This window comes from Stenotrophomonas sp. X (assembly GCF_055721025.1).
On the sequence record NZ_CM146756.1, the window covers coordinates 1717127 to 1737038 of the forward strand.

The following is a 19912-nucleotide window of genomic DNA, read 5'->3' on the forward strand; positions in this document are numbered from 1 at the left end:
AATGCTACGGCAAAACAGCTGAACAGTCACCTTGGCAATCCACAACAAGTTGTAGAGCCTCCGTCATAGCGGATTGGTAACGTCATGGGCACGAATTTGCGACACACTGGCGGCGACCATCCGGGCCAGGACAAACACGGAGACTGTGGGTGACCGAGGCAAGCCAACAACGCAGCCTACGACAGCTGGTCGGGCCCGTCGGGGCCGACTATCAGCGGCGCGCGCTGCCGCCCGGCTGGGTCTGGGCGGTACTGGCGGCGTTGCTTGCGGCCACCGCGCTGACCGAACTGCCGGCCACAGCGGCCGCAGCACTGGTCGCCAGTGCGGTGGTGGTGCATTGGTCGCAGCGCGGTCGCATCCATTGGCTGGGCTGGCGTCTGCCGGGCATGGCGGTGTTGGCGGCCCTGCTGTGGGGGCCGGAAGTGCTGTCGCAGTGGTTCGAGCACGGGCTGGCCGTGGTCCTGATGTCGCTGGCGAGCCTCAGCATCGGCGTGCATGTGTGGCAGTCGCGGCAGCTGGCGCGACAGTTGCAGGGCGCGGCCGATTCGCTGGATGACGCCCAGCTGCTGGCCCTGTTGCCGGCCGATGCGGCCCAGATGGCACAGCAGTGGCGCGCGGGCGATGACCGGCATGCCCCGGAACTGGCGGTCGTAATGCACCTGGCCGTGATGCACGCGGCGCTGGCACCGCGCATGCGCGGGCAGGGCATGCTGGCGGGGTGACCCGCCTTTTGTAGAGCCGAGCCTGCGCTCGGCTGCCCTTCTTGCCGAAGCCGAGCATGGCTCGGCGCTACAGCCTTACGCGTCGCGGTTGCCGCGACGCATCACACGCTGCTTCTCGATCGCCCAGTCGCGGTCCTTGGCGGCATCGCGCTTGTCATGGGTCTGCTTGCCCTTGGCCAGCGCGACTTCGAGCTTGATCTTGTTCTTGCTCCAGTACATCGCAGTGGGCACGATCGTGTAGCCATCGCGCTCGACCTTGCCGATCAGCTTGTCGATCTCGTTCCGGTGCAGCAGCAGCTTGCGCTCGCGCCGGTCATTGGCCACCACGTGGGTGGAGGCCTGGATCAACGGGGTGATCTGTGCGCCGATCAGGTAGATCTCGCCGCGCTTCACATAGGCGTAGGCGTCGATGATGTTGCCGCGGCCTGCGCGGATCGACTTGACCTCCCAGCCCTGCAGGGCGAGGCCGGCCTCGAAGCGCTCTTCGATGTGGTACTCGTGGCGGGCACGCTTGTTCAACGCGATGGTTTTGTTGGCCGTCGCGCTCTTTGCTTTATCCTTGCCGCTGTTCTTGCTCATTTCCGTATTGTCTCCGATTCGGGCCCGCCCGGTCGATTGCCGAAACGTCCTGTATTCATGCCTACTATCCGCCGCAGCGCCCTGGTCGAACATTCGGCCGCGCGCATGTTCGACCTGGTCAATGATGTCCAGGCCTATCCGAGCCGTTTCCGCTGGTGCTCGGCTGCCCAGATCATGGAACAGGGCGAGGACCGCCTGGTGGCGCGCCTGGACCTGGGCCTGGGTTCGTTCAGCACCTGGTTCCAGACCGAAAACACCCTGCGGCGACCGCACAGCATCGATATGCAGCTGCGCGATGGCCCGTTCAAGCAGCTGCACGGCCGCTGGGAATTCCATGCGCTGGCCGAGGATGCCTGCAAGGTCACCCTGACCCTGGAGTTCGAACCCAGCTCGCGCCTGCTCGGTCCGGCGCTGGCGATCGGCTTCCAGGGGCTGGCCGATCGCATGGTCAACGATTTCGTCCGCGTCGCCGACGAGGGCTGAGCGATGATCGAGGTCGAGGTGGTACTGGCCTGGCCGCAGCAGGTGCTGTCGTGCCGCCTGCAGCTGGAAGAGGGGGCCACCGTCGCCGATGCTGTCGCGGCGGCCGCACTGGAAGGCAGTGCCGATTGTCCCGCCGTCGCCGTGCATGGCGTACTGGCACGCCCGCACCAGGTTCTGCTGGACGGCGACCGCATCGAACTGCTGCGCCCGCTGCTGGCAGATCCGAAGGATAACCGCCGGCGTCGCGCGCTCGGCGGTTGATTCCAGCAGCCGCACCTGCGGACGGGCAGGGGGCTCAGCGGCCCTTCTTCTTCTTGTCCTTCGGCAGATTGCGGCCGAACTGGCGCACGGTCTGCTGGGCCAGGGCCTTGTCGTTGCCCGGGAAGTAATCGCCTTCCCAGCGGGTCACGGTGTCATTCTCGAAGAACACCACGAAGTTCTTCACTTCGGTACGGCCCAGGCGGTTCACGCGCTGGCTGGAGGTGTAGTCCCAGCGCTGGGCGTGGAACGGGTCGGGAATGGACGGGGTGCCCAGCAGCGCGGTGACCTGCTGCTTGCTCTGCCCGACCTGCAGCTTGGCCACGGCATCTTCCCGGATCAGGTTGCCCTGATAGATGGGTTGCTTGTAGATGATGCCGCACCCGGTGGTGGACAGGGCGACGGCGGCGACCAACAGGAGATTGCGCATCGGGACTGGCGGTTGGGGAAATCAAACCGATGATACACTCCCGGCGTGCCACCGCGACCCAATCCGAGGCAGCTGGCGCTAAATCGCCAATGAACGGAGACCTATGGAAACCCACGACCTGCGTAAAGTCGGCCTGAAGGTGACCCATCCGCGGATGCGGATCCTGGCGCTGCTCGAGCAGCGCAATGCCCAGCACCACATGACCGCCGAAGACATCTACCGCCAGCTGCTGGAGCATGGCGACGAGATCGGCCTGGCCACGGTGTACCGGGTGCTGACCCAGTTCGAGGCCGCCGGCCTCGTGCTCAAGCACAATTTCGAGGGCGGCCAGGCGGTCTACGAACTGGACCGTGGCGGCCACCACGACCACATGGTCGACGTGGACAGTGGCAAGATCATCGAGTTCGAAAGCCACGAGATCGAGGAGCTGCAGCGCAAGATCGCCGCAGACCATGGCTACGAGCTGGAAGAGCACTCGCTGGTGCTGTACGTGCGCAAGAAGCGCAAGTAAGCCGTTCCGGCCAGCTGGATGCGACGAAACCCCGGGCCTGCCCGGGGTTTTTCGTTGCTTACGGTAGATCCACGCCATGCGTGGATGGCCCCATGAGCACCTCAAGATCGACCGCCTCAGCCATGGCCCGGTTGCCGGCATCACCCGGGTGGAGGTGGTCGCCGGAGTCGTAGGCGGCGGCCATCCGTGAGGGATCGGCCGGGTCGCGCAGCGCCGCGTCCAGGTCGATCACTGCGTCGAACGGGCTGTCCGTGCGCAGCCAGGCATTGATCCGCTGGCGCAGGCCATCCTTGTCCGGGTGGTAGTAGTCGTCCATTGGCGTGCCGGGCAGGGCGTCGGCAAACGGCGGCAGGGTGGCGCCAATGATCCGCACGCCACGATGGCGGGCCTGTTCTGCCAGCGCGCGATACCCCGCCTGCAGTTCGGCCAGCGTGGGCCGGGCCTGGTTCCGGGCGAATGCGGTACCTGGCCAGCTGATGTCATTGATGCCGATCAGCACGATCACACTGGATACCGCAGGCTGGTCCAGCGCGTCGCGCCGGAAGCGGACCAGGGCGGATTCACCCATGCCGTCGCGCAGCAGCCGCCCCCCGGAAATGCCGGCGTTCACCACGGCTGTGCCCCGCGCTGCCAGGCGCGCGGCCAGATGATCGGTCCAGCGCTGGTCCTGGTCGAGGCTGGCGGTGGCACCGTCGGTGATCGAATCCCCGATCACCACCACGCTGCGCGCGTCGGCGCCGGCCTCGACGTCAATTCCGGTCAGCAGCAGGCGGGCGGTGGTGCTGCTGGCTGCGCTCAGGTCCTGGGCCCGGCTCTGGTCGCCGGGGGCGATCCAACTGGTCTGGCGGCCTTCCCAATGGAACGTCTGAACGGTTGCCGGCCCCGGCACAAAGACGCTGACCTGCACTGCCTGGCGGTCATCCGTGGCCAGCGGGAGCGGATCGCTCAGCTGTTCCTGACCGGGCCCGATCAACACCCCGGGCTGGCCGCCGAAGCTGAGCGGTTGCGGGATGGCGCCCGCGCGTGCGGCCACGCTGGCTGCTCCGATCCGCAGCGGCTGGGTGCCGTAGGCATTGCTCAGCCGCACCCGCAGCCGCGGGCCGCCCAGGCTGATGCGCGCCGTTTGGCGGAAGGTATGGTCCTGCAGTGTGGCCGGGACCAGGGTCGGGAACAGGAAATCCGCGTTCCAGACCGGCTGCGGGCTGGCCTGCCAGCTGGCGACCCAGTGCGGGGCGGATGCGGCACTGGCGGCGCCGGACACGGCGAGCAGGGCGGTGGCGGTGAGCTGGCTCAAGCGGTTCATCGGGCAGTCCCGAGTGGAGGGACCGCCATGGTGATTCCGTGCTTATCTGTGAACTAGACTGCGCATGGACAATCATCTGTGAACTGGATTCATTGCCATGGCGCGACCTGACATCAACCGATCCGGCGAACTGGAAGTGTTCGTGCGCGTGATCGAGACCGGTGGCTTCTCCGCCGCCGCCCGAACGCTGGACATGACCCCGTCGGCGGTGAGCAAGCTGGTGGCGCGGCTGGAGCAACGGTTGGGCACGCGCCTGCTGCAACGCTCCACCCGCCAGCTGCAGCTGACCCCGGAAGGCTGCGCGTTCTACGAGCGTGGCCTGCGCGTGCTGGCCGACCTGGAGGAGGCCGAGCGTTGTGCCAGCGCCCATGCCGAGCCGCGCGGGCGGCTGCGGGTCAACTCCAACGTGCCGTTTGGCCGCCATTTCCTGTTGCCGCTGCTGCCGGCGTTCCTTGAGCGTAACCCGCAGGTGGGCGTGGACCTGACCCTCAACGACGAGGTGATCGACCTGCTGGAGCAGCGCACCGACGTGGCAGTGCGGGCCGGGCCGCTGAAGAGCTCCAGTCTGGTGGCGCGACGGCTGGGCGCGACGCGGATGATGATCGTGGCTGCACCGGCCTACGCGCAGCGGCACGGGCTGCCACGCACTGCCGAGGAGCTGCAGTCGCACAACCGGCTGGACATCGGCCACGCGCGTGCGATGCAGGGGTGGCCGTTGCTGCAGGAGGGGCGCGAGCGGATGCTGCTGCCCAGTGGCAATGCCCGCGCCAGCAACGGCGATGCGCTGCGCCAGCTGGTGCTGGGCGGGCTGGGCATGGCGCGGCTGGCGGCATTCCAGGTGCAGGAGGACATTGCTGCCGGGCGCTTGCTGCCGGTGCTGGAAGAGGCCAATCCCGGCGACCTGGAAGAGGTGCACGCGGTGTTCCTGGGGCAGGGCGGTTACCTGCCGCTGCGGGTGCGCGCGTTCCTCGATTTCCTGGTGGAGAACGTCGACCTGACGCAGCCACGGGGGTAATGCCGGCCGCTGGGGTGAGCTGTGCCACGCTGGTGCGCGGAAGCCGAGCATGGGCTCGGCGCTACACGTCGGTTCGTTCGGGAAATCCTGTAGAGCCGAGCCCGCGCTCGGCTCCGCCGGCCTCAGGCCTGCAGCAGCTTGCGGGCGGCGGCGCGCGCTTCCTTGCTCACTTCCACACCGCCGAGCATGCGCGCCAGCTCTTCCTCGCGCGCCTTGTTGTCCAGCTTTTCCACTGCGCTCTGGGTCATGCCTTCCACCGGGGCCTTGCTGACCCGGTAATGGGCATGGCCCTTGGAAGCGACCTGCGGCAGGTGGGTCACGCACAGTACCTGGCGCTTCTCGCCGAGCGCGCGCAGCTTCTGGCCGACGATGTCAGCCACCGCGCCGCCGATGCCGGAGTCGACCTCGTCAAACACCATGGTTGGCACTGCATCCAGGTCCAGCGCGGCCACTTCAATGGCCAGCGAGATGCGTGACAGTTCACCGCCCGAGGCCACCTTGCGCAGGGCGCGCGGCGGCTGGCCGGCGTTGGCCGCCACCAGGAACTCGACGCGCTCGGCACCCTGCGGGTCGGGCTTGCCGTTGTCCTGTGGCTCCAGTTCGATCAGGAACTGGCCGCCGCCCATGCCGAGCTCGGCGATGATGCCGGTGGTGGTGGCCGACAGTTCGGCAGCGGCGCTGCGGCGGCTGGCAGTCAGCACTTCAGCCTGCACGCGCCAGGCGGCGGCGGCCTTGTCGATCTCGCCGGCCAGGCGCTGCAGGCGCTCGTCGGCGCCACGCAGCTGCTCCACTTCGGCATGCATGCGCTCGCGCTGCGCGCCCAGTTCGTCCATCGGCACGCGGTGCTTGCGGGCCAGGTCGTGCAGGCGGCCGAGGCGGCGCTCGTTCTCCTCGAACTGTTCCGGGTCGGCATCCAGATCGTCGTGCACGCGATCAAGCAGCGACAGGGCTTCGTGCAGCTGGATCGAGGCGTTCTCGATCAGGCCGTCCACTTCGCCCAGGCGCGGGTCGTGCTCGACCAGCCGCGACAGCTCGTGGCGCACCTGCTGCAGCAGGTCCAGCGCAGAGCTGCCGTCATCGCCGTTGAGCTGGTTGCTGGCCGCCTGGCAGGCGCTCAGCAGGGCGCTGGCGTGGGCCTGGCGACGGTGGCTGGCGCTAAGCGCGGCAATCGATTCCGGTTCCAGGTCCTCGCGGTCCAGTTCGCGCAGCTGGTGCTCCAGGAAGCCGATCCGGTCACTGACGTCGCCCTGTTGCGACAACGCCAGCGATTCATCGACCAGTGCCTGCCAGGCCGCGGCGGCGTGGCGCACCTGGCGGCGCTCGTTCTCGTTGCCGGCATAGGCATCCAGCAGGGCCAGCTGCGACGGGCGCGCCAGCAGCGCCTGCTGTTCATGCTGGCCGTGGATCTCCACCAGCAGCGAGGCCAGATCGCCCAGCTGTGCCAGCGTCACCGGGCGGCCATTGATCCAGGCCCGCGAGCCGCCGTCGGCGCGGATCACGCGGCGCAGCTGGCATTGGTCCTCGTCGTCCAGCTCGTTGTCGGCCAGCCACTGGCGGGCGGCCTGCAGCTGCTCCAGCGCGAACTCGGCGGAAAGCTCGGCGCGTGCGGCGCCATGGCGGACCACGCCGCTGTCGGCGCGCAGGCCGGACAGGAAGCCCAGTGCGTCGACCATCAGCGACTTGCCGGCGCCAGTCTCGCCTGAAACCACGGTCATGCCTGGCCCGAACTCCAGTTCGGTGGCGCGGACGACGGCGAAATCCTTGATCGAAAGATGTCTGAGCATGGGTAAGGGGGTGTCAGCAGCCGCGCAACGCTAGCACGCGGGCGCGGGAGGTCCAATGACTTGCCAAGGCGATGCGCCGCCATTATCTAGTGTCCGTGTCTCACAGGTTGATTCCATGCACGGTTCTCCCGACCAGCTTGCCCCGCGTGCGCGCCACCTGCTGCGCACGCTGATCGCGCGATACATCCAGGACGGCGAGCCGGTCGGCTCGCAGACGCTGGCGCGCGTGGCCGGCCTGGAGGTCAGCCCGGCCACCATCCGCAACATCCTGGGCGACCTGGAGGATCTGGGCCTGCTGGCCTCGCCACATACCTCGGCCGGCCGCGTCCCGACCGCGCATGGCTATCGGGTGTTCGTCGACAGCCTGCTGCAGATGCAGCCGCCGGGCGAGGGCGAGCTGGCCCGGTTGCGCCAGGAGCTGGCCGGCGGCGGCAGTACCCAGGCCCTGCTCGGCAGCGCCTCGGAGCTGCTGTCGGCGATGAGCCACTTCGTCGGCGTGGTCAGCGCACCGCGGCGCGAGCAGTTCGCCTTCCGCCAGATCGATTTCGTGGCGCTGGACGGGCGCCGGGTGCTGGCGATCCTGGTATTTGCCGACAACGAGGTGCAGAACCGGGTGATCGAGACCCGGCAGGAGTTTGCGCCGGGCCAGCTGGAGCAGGTCGCCAACTACCTCAATGCGCATTTCGCCGGCCTGCCGATGGCCGAGATCCGTACCCGCCTGCTGCTGGAGCTGCGCGACGCCCGGTCCGAACTGGAGCAGTTGCTGGCCCACAGCATCGAACTGGCCGAGCAGGCCCTGCAGCCGGCGGCCGACGACATGCTGGTGGCCGGGCAGACCCGCTTGATGGGCGTGCAGGACCTGTCCGACCTGGAGCGCCTGCGCGAACTGTTCGAGCTGTTCTCCAGCAAGCGCGAGATCCTGCAGCTGCTGGAGCGGACCATCCAGGCGCCGGGGGTGCGCATCTTCATCGGCGAAGAGACCGGAATGATGCCGCTGCAGGGCGTCTCGCTGGTCACCGCCCCGTATACCGCCAATGGCCAGGTGCTGGGCGTGCTGGGCGTGATCGGTCCCAAGCGGATGGCCTACGACCGGGTGATCCCGCTGGTCCAGGCCACCGCCGATGTGCTTGGCGCGGCCTTTTCGCCGGCCGGACGCACGCCGGGAACATCCGACGCTTGAAACGCAGCATCCCGCCCACACTAGGGTGGGTGGAGGCGGGGAGTGACCGCCAGGGACCCAGACATGAACCACGAACATCCAGATATCGAATCCCAGCAGAGTGCCGCCGATGCGGCTGCCACCGCCGGCGTCAACGACGAAGTCGAGCGTCTGCGCGCCGAAGTCGAGCAGGTCAAGGCCGATGCGCTGCGTGAGCGCGCCGACCTGGAAAACCAGCGCAAGCGCGTTGCCCGTGACATCGAGCAGGCCCGCAAGTTCGCCAACGAGAAGCTGCTGGGCGAGCTGTTGCCGGTGTTCGACAGCCTGGATGCCGGCCTGAAGGCCGCCGGCGACGACCCGCACCCGCTGCGCGAAGGCCTGGAGCTGACCTACAAGCAGCTGCTCAAGGTCGCTGCCGACAACGGTCTGGTCCTGCTGGACCCGATCGGCCAGCCGTTCAACCCGGAGCACCACCAGGCCATCAGCCAGGCGCCGACCCCGGGCGCTGCCCCGGGCAGCGTGGTGACCGTGTTCCAGAAGGGCTACCTGCTCAACGAGCGCCTGCTGCGGCCGGCGCTGGTGGTGGTGGCCGCCGACTGACCCTGCCGGGCCGGGCGGCGGGAATGACCTGCGACCCGGCCCGACGCTGAACGCGCCGGGCGACCGGAAACACAGCGTTCGGGAGGTGGCTTGAATGTTCCACGGGCCTCCCCCACATCGTATTCATCCACCGGTCGAACGGCCGGACTGACCCCAACAAGCATCCTCAGGAGTCTCCCCCATGGGCAAGATCATTGGTATCGACCTCGGCACCACCAACTCGTGCGTGGCGATCATGGACGGCGGCAAGGCCCGCGTCATCGAGAATTCGGAAGGCGATCGCACCACCCCGTCGATCGTCGCCTACACCAAGGACGGCGAAGTCCTGGTCGGTGCCTCGGCCAAGCGCCAGGCCGTGACCAACCCGAAGAACACCTTCTACGCGGTGAAGCGCCTGATCGGCCGCAAGTTCACCGACGGTGAGGTGCAGAAGGACATCGCCCACGTCCCGTACAGCATCCTGGCCCATGACAATGGCGATGCCTGGGTCGCCACCAGCGACGGCAAGAAGATGGCCCCGCAGGAAATCTCGGCCAAGGTGCTGGAGAAGATGAAGAAGACCGCCGAGGACTTCCTCGGTGAGAAGGTCACCGAAGCGGTCATCACCGTGCCGGCCTACTTCAACGACAGCCAGCGCCAGGCGACCAAGGACGCCGGTCGCATCGCCGGCCTGGACGTCAAGCGCATCATCAACGAGCCGACCGCGGCTGCGCTGGCCTACGGCCTGGACAAGGGCGACAACAAGGATCGCAAGATCGTGGTGTACGACCTGGGCGGCGGCACCTTCGACGTCTCGGTGATCGAGATCGCCAATGTCGACGGCGAGAAGCAGTTCGAAGTGCTGGCCACCAACGGCGACACCTTCCTGGGTGGCGAAGACTTCGACAACCGCGTCATCGAGTACCTGGTTGAAGAATTCAACAAGGACCAGGGCATCGACCTGCGCAAGGATCCGCTGGCCCTGCAGCGCCTGAAGGATGCTGCCGAGCGCGCCAAGATCGAGCTGTCCAGCGCCCAGCAGACCGAAGTGAACCTGCCGTACGTCACCGCTGACGCGTCGGGTCCGAAGCACCTGAACATCAAGCTGACCCGCGCCAAGCTGGAAGCACTGGTGGACGACCTGATCAAGAAGTCGATCGAGCCGTGCCGCGTCGCCCTGAACGATGCCGGCCTGCGTTCGAGCGACATCAGCGAAGTGATCCTGGTCGGCGGCCAGACCCGCATGCCGAAGGTGCAGCAGGCGGTGACCGAGTTCTTCGGCAAGGAACCGCGCAAGGACGTCAACCCGGACGAAGCCGTGGCACTGGGTGCGGCGATCCAGGGCGGCGTGCTGGGCGGCGACGTCAAGGACGTGCTGCTGCTGGACGTGACCCCGCTGTCGCTGGGTATCGAAACCATGGGTGGCGTGTTCACCAAGATCATCGAGAAGAACACCACCATCCCGACCAAGGCCTCGCAGGTGTTCTCCACCGCCGAGGACAACCAGTCGGCCGTGACCGTGCACGTGCTGCAGGGTGAGCGCGAACAGGCCCGCTTCAACAAGTCGCTGGCCAAGTTCGACCTGTCCGGCATCGAGCCGGCCCCGCGTGGCCTGCCGCAGGTGGAAGTGTCCTTCGACATCGACGCCAACGGCATCCTGCACGTGTCGGCCAAGGACAAGAAGACCAACAAGGAACAGAAGGTCGAGATCAAGGCCGGTTCGGGCCTGTCCGAGGAAGAGATCGCGCGCATGGTCGCCGACGCGGAAGCCAACCGCGAAGAAGACAAGAAGTTCCAGGAACTGGTGCAGGCCCGCAACCAGGCCGACGCCCTGATCCACGGCACCCGCAGCGCCATCACCGAGCACGGCAGCAAGGTCGGCGGCGATGTCATCGGCAAGGTCGAGGCGGCGCTGGCCGACCTGGAAACCGCGATGAAGGGCGACGACAAGGCACAGATCGAAGCCAAGTCGAAGGCACTGGAAGAAGCTGGCCAGTCGCTGTTCGCCGCTGCTTCGGCCGACCAGGGCGGTGCCCCGGGGGCCGACGCCGGCAATGCCGGCAAGGCGCAGGATGACGTGGTCGACGCTGAGTTCACCGAAGTCAAGGACGACAAGAAGTCCTGATCCGGACCGACGCGGGACGCTGGCCACCAGCGTCCCGTTGTCGCATCAGGGTCCTGACCGCCCACCGGCGTGTCGGGGCGCCCGACGCAAGAGCGGACCTGGTTCCGCTCTTCCGCTTTGACGAATCCCGACTTTCCGGAACCCGATTCACGATATGAGCAAGCGCGATTACTACGAAGTGCTGGGCGTTGCCCGCACCGCCACCGACGACGAGCTGAAGAAGGCCTACCGTCGCTGCGCGATGAAGTTCCACCCGGACCGCAACCCGGGTGATGCGGCGGCCGAGGCCTCCTTCAAGGAGTGCAAGGAAGCCTACGAAGTGCTGTCCGACGGCAACAAGCGCCGCATGTACGACAGCCACGGCCACGCCGCGTTCGAGCACGGCATGGGCGGCGGCGGTCCGGGTGGTCCGGACATGAACGATATCTTCGGCGATATCTTCGGCAACATCTTTGGCGGGGGCGGCGGTGGCCCACGCCAGGCCCGTCGCGGCGCCGACATCGGCTACGTGATGGAGCTGGATCTGGAAGAGGCCGTGCGCGGCGTCGAGCGCCGCATCGAGATTCCGACCCTGGCCGAGTGCGGCGACTGCGATGGCAGTGGCTCCGAGGACGGCAAGGTCGAGACCTGCAATGTGTGCCATGGCCGCGGCCAGGTGCGCATCCAGCGCGGCATCTTCGCCATGCAGCAGGCCTGCCACAACTGCGGCGGCCGTGGCCAGATCATCGCCAAGCCCTGCAAGACCTGCCACGGCAACGGCCGCGTCGAGGAAGACAAGGTGCTGTCGGTGAAGGTGCCGGCGGGCGTCGATACCGGTGACCGCATCCGCCTGCAGGGCGAGGGTGAAGCCGGGCCGGCCGGTACGCCGCCGGGCGACCTGTACGTGGAAGTGCGCGTGCGCGAGCATGCGATCTTCCAGCGCGATGGCGACGACCTGCACTGCGAAGTGCCAATCCGCATCTCGCAGGCGGCACTGGGTGACACCGTGCGCGTGGCTACCCTCGGCGGCGAAGCGGAGATCCGCATTCCGGCCGAGACCCAGACTGGCAAGCTGTTCCGCCTGCGCGGCAAGGGTGTGCGTTCGGTGCGCAGCCGCAGCGAAGGCGACCTGTATTGCCGCGTGGTGGTGGAGACGCCGGTCAACCTCACCACCGAACAGCGCAAGCTGCTGGAGCAGTTCGAAGCCACCTTCGTCGGCGAGGAAGCGCGAAAGCATTCGCCGAAGTCGGCCACCTTCATCGACGGCGTGAAAGGCTTCTGGGACCGGATGACGTCCTGAGTTTTTCAACCGGAGCGTTGAGCGGAAGCGCCGGGCCATGCCCGGCGTTCTCGTTTGCGATCCGCGATGGTTTCCGCCGGGCATGCGCCGCGATGGTGGATCCACGCCATGCGTGGATGCCGTTACCGGAAAAACGCCGCAGGTGTCTGCCCCAGCTGGCGCTTGAACATGCTGGTGAACGCGCTGGGGCTGTCGTAGCCCGTCGCCAGCGCGACATCGATGACCTTGTCGCCGACCGCCAGCCGTTCCATCGCGGCCAGCAGCCGTGCCTGCTGCCGCCACTGGCCGAAGGTCATGCCCAGCTCGTTGGCGAAATGCCGCTGGATGGTTTTCACGTCCACCTCCAGCGCCTGCGCCCAGTCCTGCAGCGTGGCGTCATCGCCCGGGTGCTTCTGCAGGTGCAGGCAGATCCGCTGCAGGCGCGGGTCGGTTGGCGCGGGCAGGTGCAACGGCAGCACGTCCATGCGGTGCAGCTCATCCAGCAGCAGGCGGACCACGCGGCCATCGCGGCTGTCCTCGATGTGCTCGCCCTTGACCAACGTGGCGGCCTGCAGCAGCTCGCGCAGCAGGGGCGAGACCTGCACCGCGAACGGTTCGGCGGGCAACTGCGGGGCGAACGACGGGTCGATGTACAGGCTGCGCATGTGCACGGCGGCGATGCAGTCCACCGCGTGCACCATCCCGGCCGGCATCCAGATCGCGCGGTTCGAGGGCACCACCCAGCGGCCGACTTCCGAGCGCACCACCATCAGGCCGGAGATGGCGTAGACCAGCTGGTGGCGCTGGTGCTTGTGCCCCGGAATGTGGGTACCTACCGGGTACTGGGTAACCCGATAGGTGACCGGGCGATGCAGTGGAACCTCCCGCCAGGGCGCGGCCGGATCGACGTCACTGGCAATGTCCTTTTTGCGATAGGGCATGACCTGAACGCGGCAGAAGGGAGGGAAGGGCAACCGTAGCATGCGGGGCTCGCCCCCAACCTGACTGCGTCCATGTCGACCCTGGCTTCTCCCGCAACGACCTCACGCCCGGCGGCCCCCGGCGTGCTGGCCGCCATCTCCACCTCGCACGTCGTCAACGACATGATGCAGTCGCTGATCCTGGCCATCTATCCGGTGATCAAGGGCGGCTTCAATCTCAGCTTCACCCAGATCGGCCTGATCACGTTGACCTACCAGCTCACTGCGTCGATCTTCCAGCCGTTGATCGGTGTAGCCACCGACCGCCGCCCGGCACCGTATTCGCTGCCGATCGGCATGGCTTCGACCCTGTGCGGGATGCTGTTGCTCGGCTTCGCACCGAACTACGCGATGGTGCTGCTGGCAGCGGCAATGGTCGGCATCGGCTCGGCGATCTTCCATCCGGAGGCCTCGCGCATCGCGCGGCTCGCCTCGGGCGGCCGTCATGGCTTCGCGCAGTCGGTGTTCCAGGTGGGGGGCAATTTCGGTACCGCGTTGGGCCCCCTGATTGCGGCGGCAGTGATCGTGCCGTACGGCCAGCATGCCGCGTCGTGGTTCGCAGGCGCGGCCCTGATCGGCATCGCGCTGCTGACCTATGTCGGCCGCTGGTACGCGCTGCATCTGGGCACGCCGCGCCCAGCCAGTACCGCCTCGATGGCGCCGCGCCATCCACCACGCACGGTGGCCAAGGTGCTGGCGATCCTGCTGGTGCTGATCTTCAGCAAGTACTTCTACATGGCCAGCATCGGCAGCTACTTCACCTTCTACCTGATCCACCATTTCGGCATTCCGGTGGCGCAGGCGCAGCTGCACCTGTTCGCGTTCCTGGTGGCGTCCGCCGCTGGCGGCTTCCTCGGCGGCCCGTTGGGTGACCGGATCGGCCGCAAGCCGATCATCTGGACCTCGATCCTCGGCGTGGCGCCGTTCGCGCTGATGCTGCCGCATGCCGACCTGTTGTGGACGACGGTGCTCGCGGTGCTGATCGGCTTCGTGCTGTCTTCGGCGTTCTCGGCGATCGTGGTCTATGCGCAGGAGATGATGCCGCACCGCATCGGCATGGTGTCCGGCCTGTTCTTCGGTTTCGCGTTCGGTATGGGCGGGCTGGGTGCCGCCGTGCTCGGCCTGTTGGCGGACAGGACCAGCATCGAGTACGTCTACCAGTTGACCGCGTTCCTGCCGTTGCTGGGCATCGTGGCGGCGTGGCTGCCGCCGTCGCGGCCTGCTGCTCACTGAGGGGGTTTGGTTTGCAGGGCTTGCAGCCCTGCACCCGCAGAGGCAACGGCAACAGCCGAAGCGCGCTATCCGTGGATTGGCGGGGTGGGTCCGGTTGCGGGGGACGCCGTGAATACGTCCCTGTAGGCTCGGTCGCGCCATCCATGGCGCTCACGCCCCCGCAACCGGACCCACCCCGCCTTCGACAGTTTCCTGCGATTTGTCGGAACGGTGTACTGCTCTGGTAGGTGTCGACCTTGGTCGACACGGTAGACCCATGCCATGCGTGGATGAATTCATTCGATATCTGACAGATGTGTCGACCAAGGTCGACACCCACCAACAGCCGCAGTTACCAACAGCCGCGTGAACCTGTCGAAGGCGGGGCGGTGTCGGAATGCGGGGACGCAGCAAGTACGTCCGTGTAGGCTTGGCAGCCGCATCCATGCGGCTGACACCCCGCACTCCGACACCGCCCCGCCACCCCACGGATAGCTCGCTTTTGCCGTTGCCGTTGCCGTTGCTTGCAGCTTCGGCAGGTGCAGGGCTGCAAGCCCTGCCGAAAATCCCCTTGGGCGTAGAATGCGGCCATGAGCGAATCCCTTGATAATCACCTGGTCCACGGCCGCCGCCAGCGGCCGGATGGCCCGTCGCCGATCGATGTCATCTCGGTCCAGTCGCAACTTGTCTACGGCCACGCCGGCAACAGCGCTGCCGTACCGCCGATGCGCGCGCTGGGCGTGCGTGTGGCAAGCATTCCGACGGTGCTTCTCAGCAACGCGCCGTTCTACGACACCACGCGTGGCCGCGTGCTGCCGGCCGACTGGTTCGCCGACCTGCTGCTGGGCACCCACGAACGCGGCCTGCCGCAGCGGGCGAAGATGCTGGTCTCCGGCTACTTCGGCAGCACCGCCAACGGTGCTGCCTTCGCAGACTGGCTGGACGACATCCTGCCGGGCTGCCCGCAGCTGCGCTATTGCCTGGACCCGGTGATTGGCGACACGCACACCGGCCCCTACGTGGAACCCGGGCTGGAAGCGATCTTCGCCGAGCGCCTGCTGCCGCATGCCTGGCTGGTGACGCCGAACGCTTTCGAACTGAATCGCCTGACCGGCATGCCGGCGCTGGCCGAGGCCGATGCCCTCGCCGCCGCGCGCACGCTGCTGGATAGCGGCCCGCATTGGGTGATCGCGCACAGCGTGGGCGGCACCCCGGGTGAACTGGTGACCCTGGCCGTCGGCCGCGAGGAAACCTGGCGCTGGACCTCGCCGCTGCTACCGGTGGACGTGGCGGGTACCGGCGATGTGCTGATGTCGCTGGTGGTGTCGTTCCTGCTGCGCGGCGAATCGATGCAGCAGGCGATTTCGCGTGCGATTGCCGGCACCCATGCGGCGCTGGAGGCGACCCTGGACAACGGCTTCGAGGAATTCGACGTGGTCGCCGCCGCGCCGGCGGCGCTGGCCGAAGGAATGCGCTTCCGCGCCGAACGCGTGGCATGAGCGGCCTGGACCCACGCACGCCGCGCACGGTCGGCATCATCGGCAGCGCTGGCGCCTACGGGCGCTGGCTGACCCGCTTCTTCCAGCAGCACCTGCAGCTGCAGGTGATCGGCCACGATCCGGCCGACCCAGGTTCGCACACGCCGGAACACCTACTGGCGCAGGCCGATGTGCTGGTGTTCTCGGCACCGATCCGGCACACCCCGGCGTTGATCGCCGAGTACGTGCGGCAATCGGCGGGCCGCGAGCAGGGCAGGCTGTGGCTGGATGTGACCTCGGTAAAGGAGGCGCCGGTGCAGGCGATGCTGGCGTCGCAGGCCGAAGTGGTCGGCCTGCACCCGATGACCGCGCCACCCAAGGCGCCGACCCTGAAGGGGCGGGTGATGGTGGTCTGCGAAGCGCGGCTGCAGCTCTGGCAGGCGTGGGTCGATACGCTGTGCGCCGCGCTGCAGGCCGAGTGCGTGCGGGCCACGCCGCAGCACCACGACCAGATGATGGCGCTGGTGCAGGCGATGGTGCATGCCACCCATCTGGCCCAGGCCGGCGTGTTGCGCCAGTACCAGCCGCAGCTGGGCGATCTGGCTGCGATGATGCCGTACCGTTCGGCATCGTTCGAGCTGGATACGGCGATCATTTCGCGCATCCTGTCGCTCAACCCGGCGATCTACGAAGACATCCAGTTCGGCAACCCGTATGTGGCGCCGATGCTGGAGCGGCTGGTGGGCCAGCTGCAGGCCCTGCAGGCGCAGGTCGGGCAGGGCGACGACCGTGCACGTGGTGCCTTCCGCGAGCAGCTCCTGTCGGCCAATCGCAGCGCTTTCGGTGAGCAGGCGCTGGCGGACGGCAACTATACGTTCGAACGCGTGGGCTATCTGCTGGCTGACCTGACCGAGCGCAATGCGCTGTCGGTGCACCTGCCGGAAGACCGGCCCGGGTCGCTGCGTGAGCTGCTGAATGTATTCGAGCAGCATCGCATCAGCCTGGCCTCGATCCATTCCTCACGTACGCCCGGCGGCGAAGTGCACTTCCGCATCGGGTTCATCGCCGGCAGTGATCCGGCCGCGATCACCCGGGCGGCCGCGGAAGTGGATGCCAGCGGCATCGGGCGGGTGCTCGGCTGACCACATTCATCCACAGGTGGTGTGGATGGATCCTGAGCAAATGTGTGGATAACCTCGCTCAGCCCTTGCTGGCAAAGGCTGTCAAGATACCTGGCGAAAAATTGGCCACGCTTCTTTGTAGGGTCGAGCCATGCTCGACTGCTTTTGGCGACAAGCGTGTCGACCCAGGTCGACACCTACCAGAGCGGAGGATGGAGATCCGGTAGCGCGAGCGCGGAGCAGCACGAATGCGGTAGCGCCGGGCCATGCCCGGCGAACCTCAAATCGTCAACCGCAGTTCACCACCACTGGTGGTGAACTCGCGCCCATTGCGCACCAGCTGGCGCCCGTCATCCAGCTCATAGCGCGGCGTGGCTTCGGAGTGGTGCCCGCTGCCGTTCGCCTCGGGCTTGAATTCGATGATGATGTGGCTTTCGCCATTACTGTCCACGGCGGGGAACTGACGGAACGACATCGCGTACCTCCTTCAGCGGATGCTGCGGGTGCGCGGCCAGCTTGGTCTTGCCGATGTTAGCCGACCGTCATCAATCGATGAACTGCAGTCGTGCCAGTTCAGCGTACAGTCCGCCTTCGGCCAGCAGCTGCGCATGGGTACCTTCGGCGACGATACGGCCCTGGTCCATCACCACGATGCGGTCGGCCTTGAGCACGGTGGCCAGGCGGTGGGCGATGACCAGCGTGGTGCGACCGGCCATCAGCCGCTCAAGTGCCTGCTGCACGCCATGCTCGCTCTGCGCATCCAGCGCGCTGGTGGCTTCGTCCAGCAGCAGGATCGGCGCATTCTTCAGCAACGCGCGGGCGATCGCCACGCGCTGTTGCTGGCCACCGGACAGGCGCGCACCGCGTTCGCCCAGCTCACTGTCGTAGCCTTGCGGCAATGCCCGCAGGAAGCTATCGGCCTCTGCTGCACGTGCGGCGTCCTCGACCTCGGCGTCGCTGGCCTGCAGCCTGCCGTAGCGGATGTTGTCGCGTGCACTGGCTGCGAACAGCGTCGGCTGCTGCGGTACCAGTGCCAGCTGCGCGCGCAGCTCGGCCGGATCGACCTGGCGCACGTCGATGCCATCCACGCAGATGCGGCCGCCGGCCGGATCGTGGAAGCGCAGCAGCATCGACAGCACCGTGCTCTTGCCTGCGCCCGACGGGCCGACCAGGGCCACGGTCTCACCCGGGCGCACATGCAGATTGAAGTGGTCCAGCGCGGCCTGGTCCGGGCGCTGCGGGTAGTGGAACACCACGTCGTCGAACTGGATTTCGCCGCGTAGCGGTTGCGGCAGTGCGTGCGGCTGCGCCGGCGCACGGATCTCGATGTCTTCCTGCAGCAGCTCGCCGATACGGCCCATGCCACCGGCCGCACGCTGCAGCTCGTTCCACACTTCGGCCAGGGCGCCTACCGAGCCGCCGCCGATCAGCGCGTACAACACGAACTGGCCCAGCGTGCCGGCACTGAGGCGGCCGTCGATGACATCGTGCGCGCCCAGCCACAGCACGCCAACGATGGCGCCAAATACCAGCAGGATGGCGCTGGCAGTAACCAGCGATTGCGCACCGATGCGCCGGCGTGCGGCACTGATGGCATCGCCCAGCGCCTTGTCAAAGCGCCCGCGCTCATAGGGCTCGCGCGCATGCGCCTGCACCGTGCGCACGGCGCCCAGCGTCTCGCTGGCCAGGCTGTTGGCATCGGCGATGCGGTCCTGGCTGCTGCGCGCAACCGTGCGCAGCTTGCGCGCGCCGATGATGATCGGCAGCACCGCCAGCGGGATGCCGAGCAGTGACCACGCGGCCAGCCGCGGGCTGGTGACGAAGAGCATCGCCAGGCTGCCGACCACGGTGACGCTGCTGCGCAGGGCGACTGACATGGTCGAGCCGACCACGCTGCGCAGCAGTTCGCTGTCGGCGGTCAGGCGCGAGACCAGTTCGCCGCTGCGGCTGCGGTCGTGGAAACCGGCGCCGAGCTGGATCAGGTGTGCGTACAGGCGGCTGCGCAGGTCGGCGACGACCTTCTCGCCCAGCAGCGACACGAAGAAGAACCGTGCGGCCGTCGCCAGTGCCAGCACCACCGCCACCAGCATCAGCAGGGCGAAGGCACGGTTGATCTGGCCACCGCTGGTGAAGCCGTGGTCGATCATCTGCTTCACGGCGGGGGGCAGGCTCAGCGTGGCGGCCGAAGAGACCGCCAGGGCCAGCAGCCAGGCGGTGAACAACCCGCTATGGCGGCGCACGAACGGCCACAACGTCCGCAGGCTGCCGAGGCGGCGCAGCGGCGGGGTCGAGGCAGGGGCGTCGTCCTTGTCAGTCATCCTGGGTGTCGTCTTGTATGCGGATACGGTCACGGGTGGCGTCGCGCAGGCGGATTTTCAATGCATCGACCTGATCGGCCGGCAATTCGGCCCGCAGGCACACGCCGTTGGCATCGAACCGTTCATCGAGCTTCCCGGCACCGAAGGCGGGCAGGGTGGCGTGCAGGGTGCCCAGGTCCTCGAAGCCGGCCAGCAGCTGCAGCCGGGCCATCGCCACCAGGGGCAGGCGGGGGGCGGTGCGCAGGCACTCGGCGGCAGCGCCACCGTAGGCGCGCACCAGTCCACCGGCGCCCAGCTTGATGCCGCCGAACCAGCGCGTCACCACCACCATCACGCGGTCGAACCCCTGGCCATCGATCGCCGCCAGAATCGGTCGTCCGGCCGTTCCAGCGGGCTCGCCGTCGTCGCTGGAGCGGTAGTCCTGGCCGTACCGGTAGGCCCAGCAGTTGTGGGTCGCGTCGGCTGCTGCAACCTGCTGCAGGATCGCCATCGCCGCTGCGGCGCTGTCGATCGGCGCAGCATGGGCGATGAAACGACTGTGTTTGACTTCCAGCGTGTGGCTGACAGGCTGGGCGAGGGTATCGAGCATTCCCGTCA

The 19912-nt window shown here is 67.4% G+C and carries 20 protein-coding genes; 12 read left to right on the forward strand and 8 right to left on the reverse strand.

All coding sequences use genetic code 11. The features are described 5' to 3' along the window. The first annotated feature begins 149 nt into the window (after window positions 1-149). Window positions 150-722, forward strand: a complete 573-nt coding sequence (locus tag ACZ75I_RS07955) for a hypothetical protein (protein ID WP_061477942.1) — start codon at window positions 150-152, stop codon at window positions 720-722. Window positions 723-797: 75 nt separating this feature from the next. Here ACZ75I_RS07955 and smpB read toward each other — a convergent pair whose 3' ends face one another. Continuing rightward, window positions 798-1301 (reverse strand): SsrA-binding protein SmpB, encoded by a 504-nt coding sequence (gene smpB / locus ACZ75I_RS07960; protein WP_005416174.1) that lies wholly within the window; start codon window positions 1299-1301, stop codon window positions 798-800. 57 nt (window positions 1302-1358) lie between these two features. Here smpB and ACZ75I_RS07965 point away from each other — a divergent pair, with 57 nt between their 5' ends. Then, window positions 1359-1784 carry a type II toxin-antitoxin system RatA family toxin gene (locus tag ACZ75I_RS07965; protein ID WP_061477941.1) on the forward strand — a complete coding sequence of 142 codons (426 nt, stop codon included), beginning with the start codon at window positions 1359-1361 and terminating at the stop codon, window positions 1782-1784. Window positions 1785-1787: 3 nt separating this feature from the next. Beyond that, window positions 1788-2045 (forward strand): RnfH family protein, encoded by a 258-nt coding sequence (locus tag ACZ75I_RS07970; RefSeq protein WP_180870347.1) that lies wholly within the window; start codon window positions 1788-1790, stop codon window positions 2043-2045. A 34-nt stretch (window positions 2046-2079) separates the two neighbouring features. Here ACZ75I_RS07970 and ACZ75I_RS07975 read toward each other — a convergent pair whose 3' ends face one another. Continuing rightward, the gene (locus tag ACZ75I_RS07975) at window positions 2080-2472 is read right to left on the reverse strand and encodes an outer membrane protein assembly factor BamE (protein WP_005409234.1); all 393 of its coding nucleotides are present in this window, start codon (window positions 2470-2472) and stop codon (window positions 2080-2082) included. A 103-nt stretch (window positions 2473-2575) separates the two neighbouring features. On the opposite strand from ACZ75I_RS07975, the gene fur reads away from it, so the two are divergent. Next, window positions 2576-2983: a ferric iron uptake transcriptional regulator gene (gene fur, locus ACZ75I_RS07980; RefSeq protein ID WP_005409235.1), complete on the forward strand. Its 408-nt coding sequence runs from the start codon at window positions 2576-2578 to the stop codon at window positions 2981-2983. Between the two features lie 58 nt (window positions 2984-3041). On the opposite strand, the gene ACZ75I_RS07985 is transcribed toward fur, so the two are convergent. Further along, on the reverse strand, window positions 3042-4286 hold the full coding sequence (locus tag ACZ75I_RS07985) for an SGNH/GDSL hydrolase family protein (protein ID WP_346476917.1): 1245 nt from the start codon (window positions 4284-4286) through the stop codon (window positions 3042-3044). 97 nt (window positions 4287-4383) lie between these two features. Here ACZ75I_RS07985 and ACZ75I_RS07990 point away from each other — a divergent pair, with 97 nt between their 5' ends. Beyond that, entirely contained in the window at window positions 4384-5301 is a 918-nt protein-coding gene (locus tag ACZ75I_RS07990) for a LysR family transcriptional regulator (protein ID WP_134968051.1), read from the forward strand. 122 nt (window positions 5302-5423) lie between these two features. On the opposite strand, the gene recN is transcribed toward ACZ75I_RS07990, so the two are convergent. Continuing rightward, window positions 5424-7085, reverse strand: a complete 1662-nt coding sequence (recN, locus tag ACZ75I_RS07995) for a DNA repair protein RecN (RefSeq protein WP_346476916.1) — start codon at window positions 7083-7085, stop codon at window positions 5424-5426. Window positions 7086-7200: 115 nt separating this feature from the next. Between recN and hrcA the strand changes: the two genes are divergently transcribed. The 4 genes from hrcA (at window position 7201) to dnaJ (ending at window position 12227) form a co-directional block, all read left to right on the forward strand. Next, the gene (gene hrcA / locus ACZ75I_RS08000; RefSeq protein WP_005416180.1) at window positions 7201-8265 is read left to right on the forward strand and encodes a heat-inducible transcriptional repressor HrcA; all 1065 of its coding nucleotides are present in this window, start codon (window positions 7201-7203) and stop codon (window positions 8263-8265) included. Between the two features lie 63 nt (window positions 8266-8328). Then, window positions 8329-8844: a nucleotide exchange factor GrpE gene (grpE, locus tag ACZ75I_RS08005; protein ID WP_061477936.1), complete on the forward strand. Its 516-nt coding sequence runs from the start codon at window positions 8329-8331 to the stop codon at window positions 8842-8844. Window positions 8845-9025: 181 nt separating this feature from the next. Continuing rightward, entirely contained in the window at window positions 9026-10948 is a 1923-nt protein-coding gene (dnaK, locus tag ACZ75I_RS08010; RefSeq protein WP_005416183.1) for a molecular chaperone DnaK, read from the forward strand. 154 nt (window positions 10949-11102) lie between these two features. Beyond that, window positions 11103-12227 carry a molecular chaperone DnaJ gene (gene dnaJ / locus ACZ75I_RS08015; RefSeq protein ID WP_072168303.1) on the forward strand — a complete coding sequence of 375 codons (1125 nt, stop codon included), beginning with the start codon at window positions 11103-11105 and terminating at the stop codon, window positions 12225-12227. Window positions 12228-12349: 122 nt separating this feature from the next. On the opposite strand, the gene ACZ75I_RS08020 is transcribed toward dnaJ, so the two are convergent. Beyond that, window positions 12350-13147 carry an AraC family transcriptional regulator gene (locus tag ACZ75I_RS08020; RefSeq protein WP_061477934.1) on the reverse strand — a complete coding sequence of 266 codons (798 nt, stop codon included), beginning with the start codon at window positions 13145-13147 and terminating at the stop codon, window positions 12350-12352. A gap of 72 nt (window positions 13148-13219) precedes the next feature. Here ACZ75I_RS08020 and ACZ75I_RS08025 point away from each other — a divergent pair, with 72 nt between their 5' ends. The 3 genes from ACZ75I_RS08025 (at window position 13220) to ACZ75I_RS08035 (ending at window position 17018) form a co-directional block, all read left to right on the forward strand. Continuing rightward, window positions 13220-14419 (forward strand): MFS transporter, encoded by a 1200-nt coding sequence (locus tag ACZ75I_RS08025; protein WP_005416188.1) that lies wholly within the window; start codon window positions 13220-13222, stop codon window positions 14417-14419. 569 nt (window positions 14420-14988) lie between these two features. Beyond that, on the forward strand, window positions 14989-15897 hold the full coding sequence (pdxY, locus tag ACZ75I_RS08030; protein WP_472958922.1) for a pyridoxal kinase: 909 nt from the start codon (window positions 14989-14991) through the stop codon (window positions 15895-15897). Continuing rightward, the gene (locus tag ACZ75I_RS08035; RefSeq protein WP_472958923.1) at window positions 15894-17018 is read left to right on the forward strand and encodes a prephenate dehydrogenase; all 1125 of its coding nucleotides are present in this window, start codon (window positions 15894-15896) and stop codon (window positions 17016-17018) included. The genes pdxY and ACZ75I_RS08035 overlap by 4 nt, the downstream gene beginning before the upstream one ends. 259 nt (window positions 17019-17277) lie before the next feature. Here the strand turns inward: ACZ75I_RS08035 and ACZ75I_RS08040 are convergent, their stop codons facing one another. The 3 genes from ACZ75I_RS08040 to ACZ75I_RS08050 all read right to left on the reverse strand — a co-directional run bounded on the left by ACZ75I_RS08040 (window position 17278) and on the right by ACZ75I_RS08050 (window position 19904). Further along, a complete protein-coding gene (locus tag ACZ75I_RS08040) occupies window positions 17278-17472 on the reverse strand; it encodes a hypothetical protein (RefSeq protein WP_005416191.1) in 195 nt (64 codons plus the stop codon). A gap of 70 nt (window positions 17473-17542) precedes the next feature. Further along, window positions 17543-19315, reverse strand: a complete 1773-nt coding sequence (locus tag ACZ75I_RS08045; protein ID WP_472958924.1) for an ABC transporter transmembrane domain-containing protein — start codon at window positions 19313-19315, stop codon at window positions 17543-17545. After that, window positions 19308-19904, reverse strand: coding sequence for an IMPACT family protein (locus ACZ75I_RS08050; protein WP_072168299.1), 597 nt, complete (start codon window positions 19902-19904; stop codon window positions 19308-19310). Before ACZ75I_RS08050 ends, ACZ75I_RS08045 begins: the two co-directional genes overlap by 8 nt. Window positions 19905-19912: the final 8 nt, after the last annotated feature.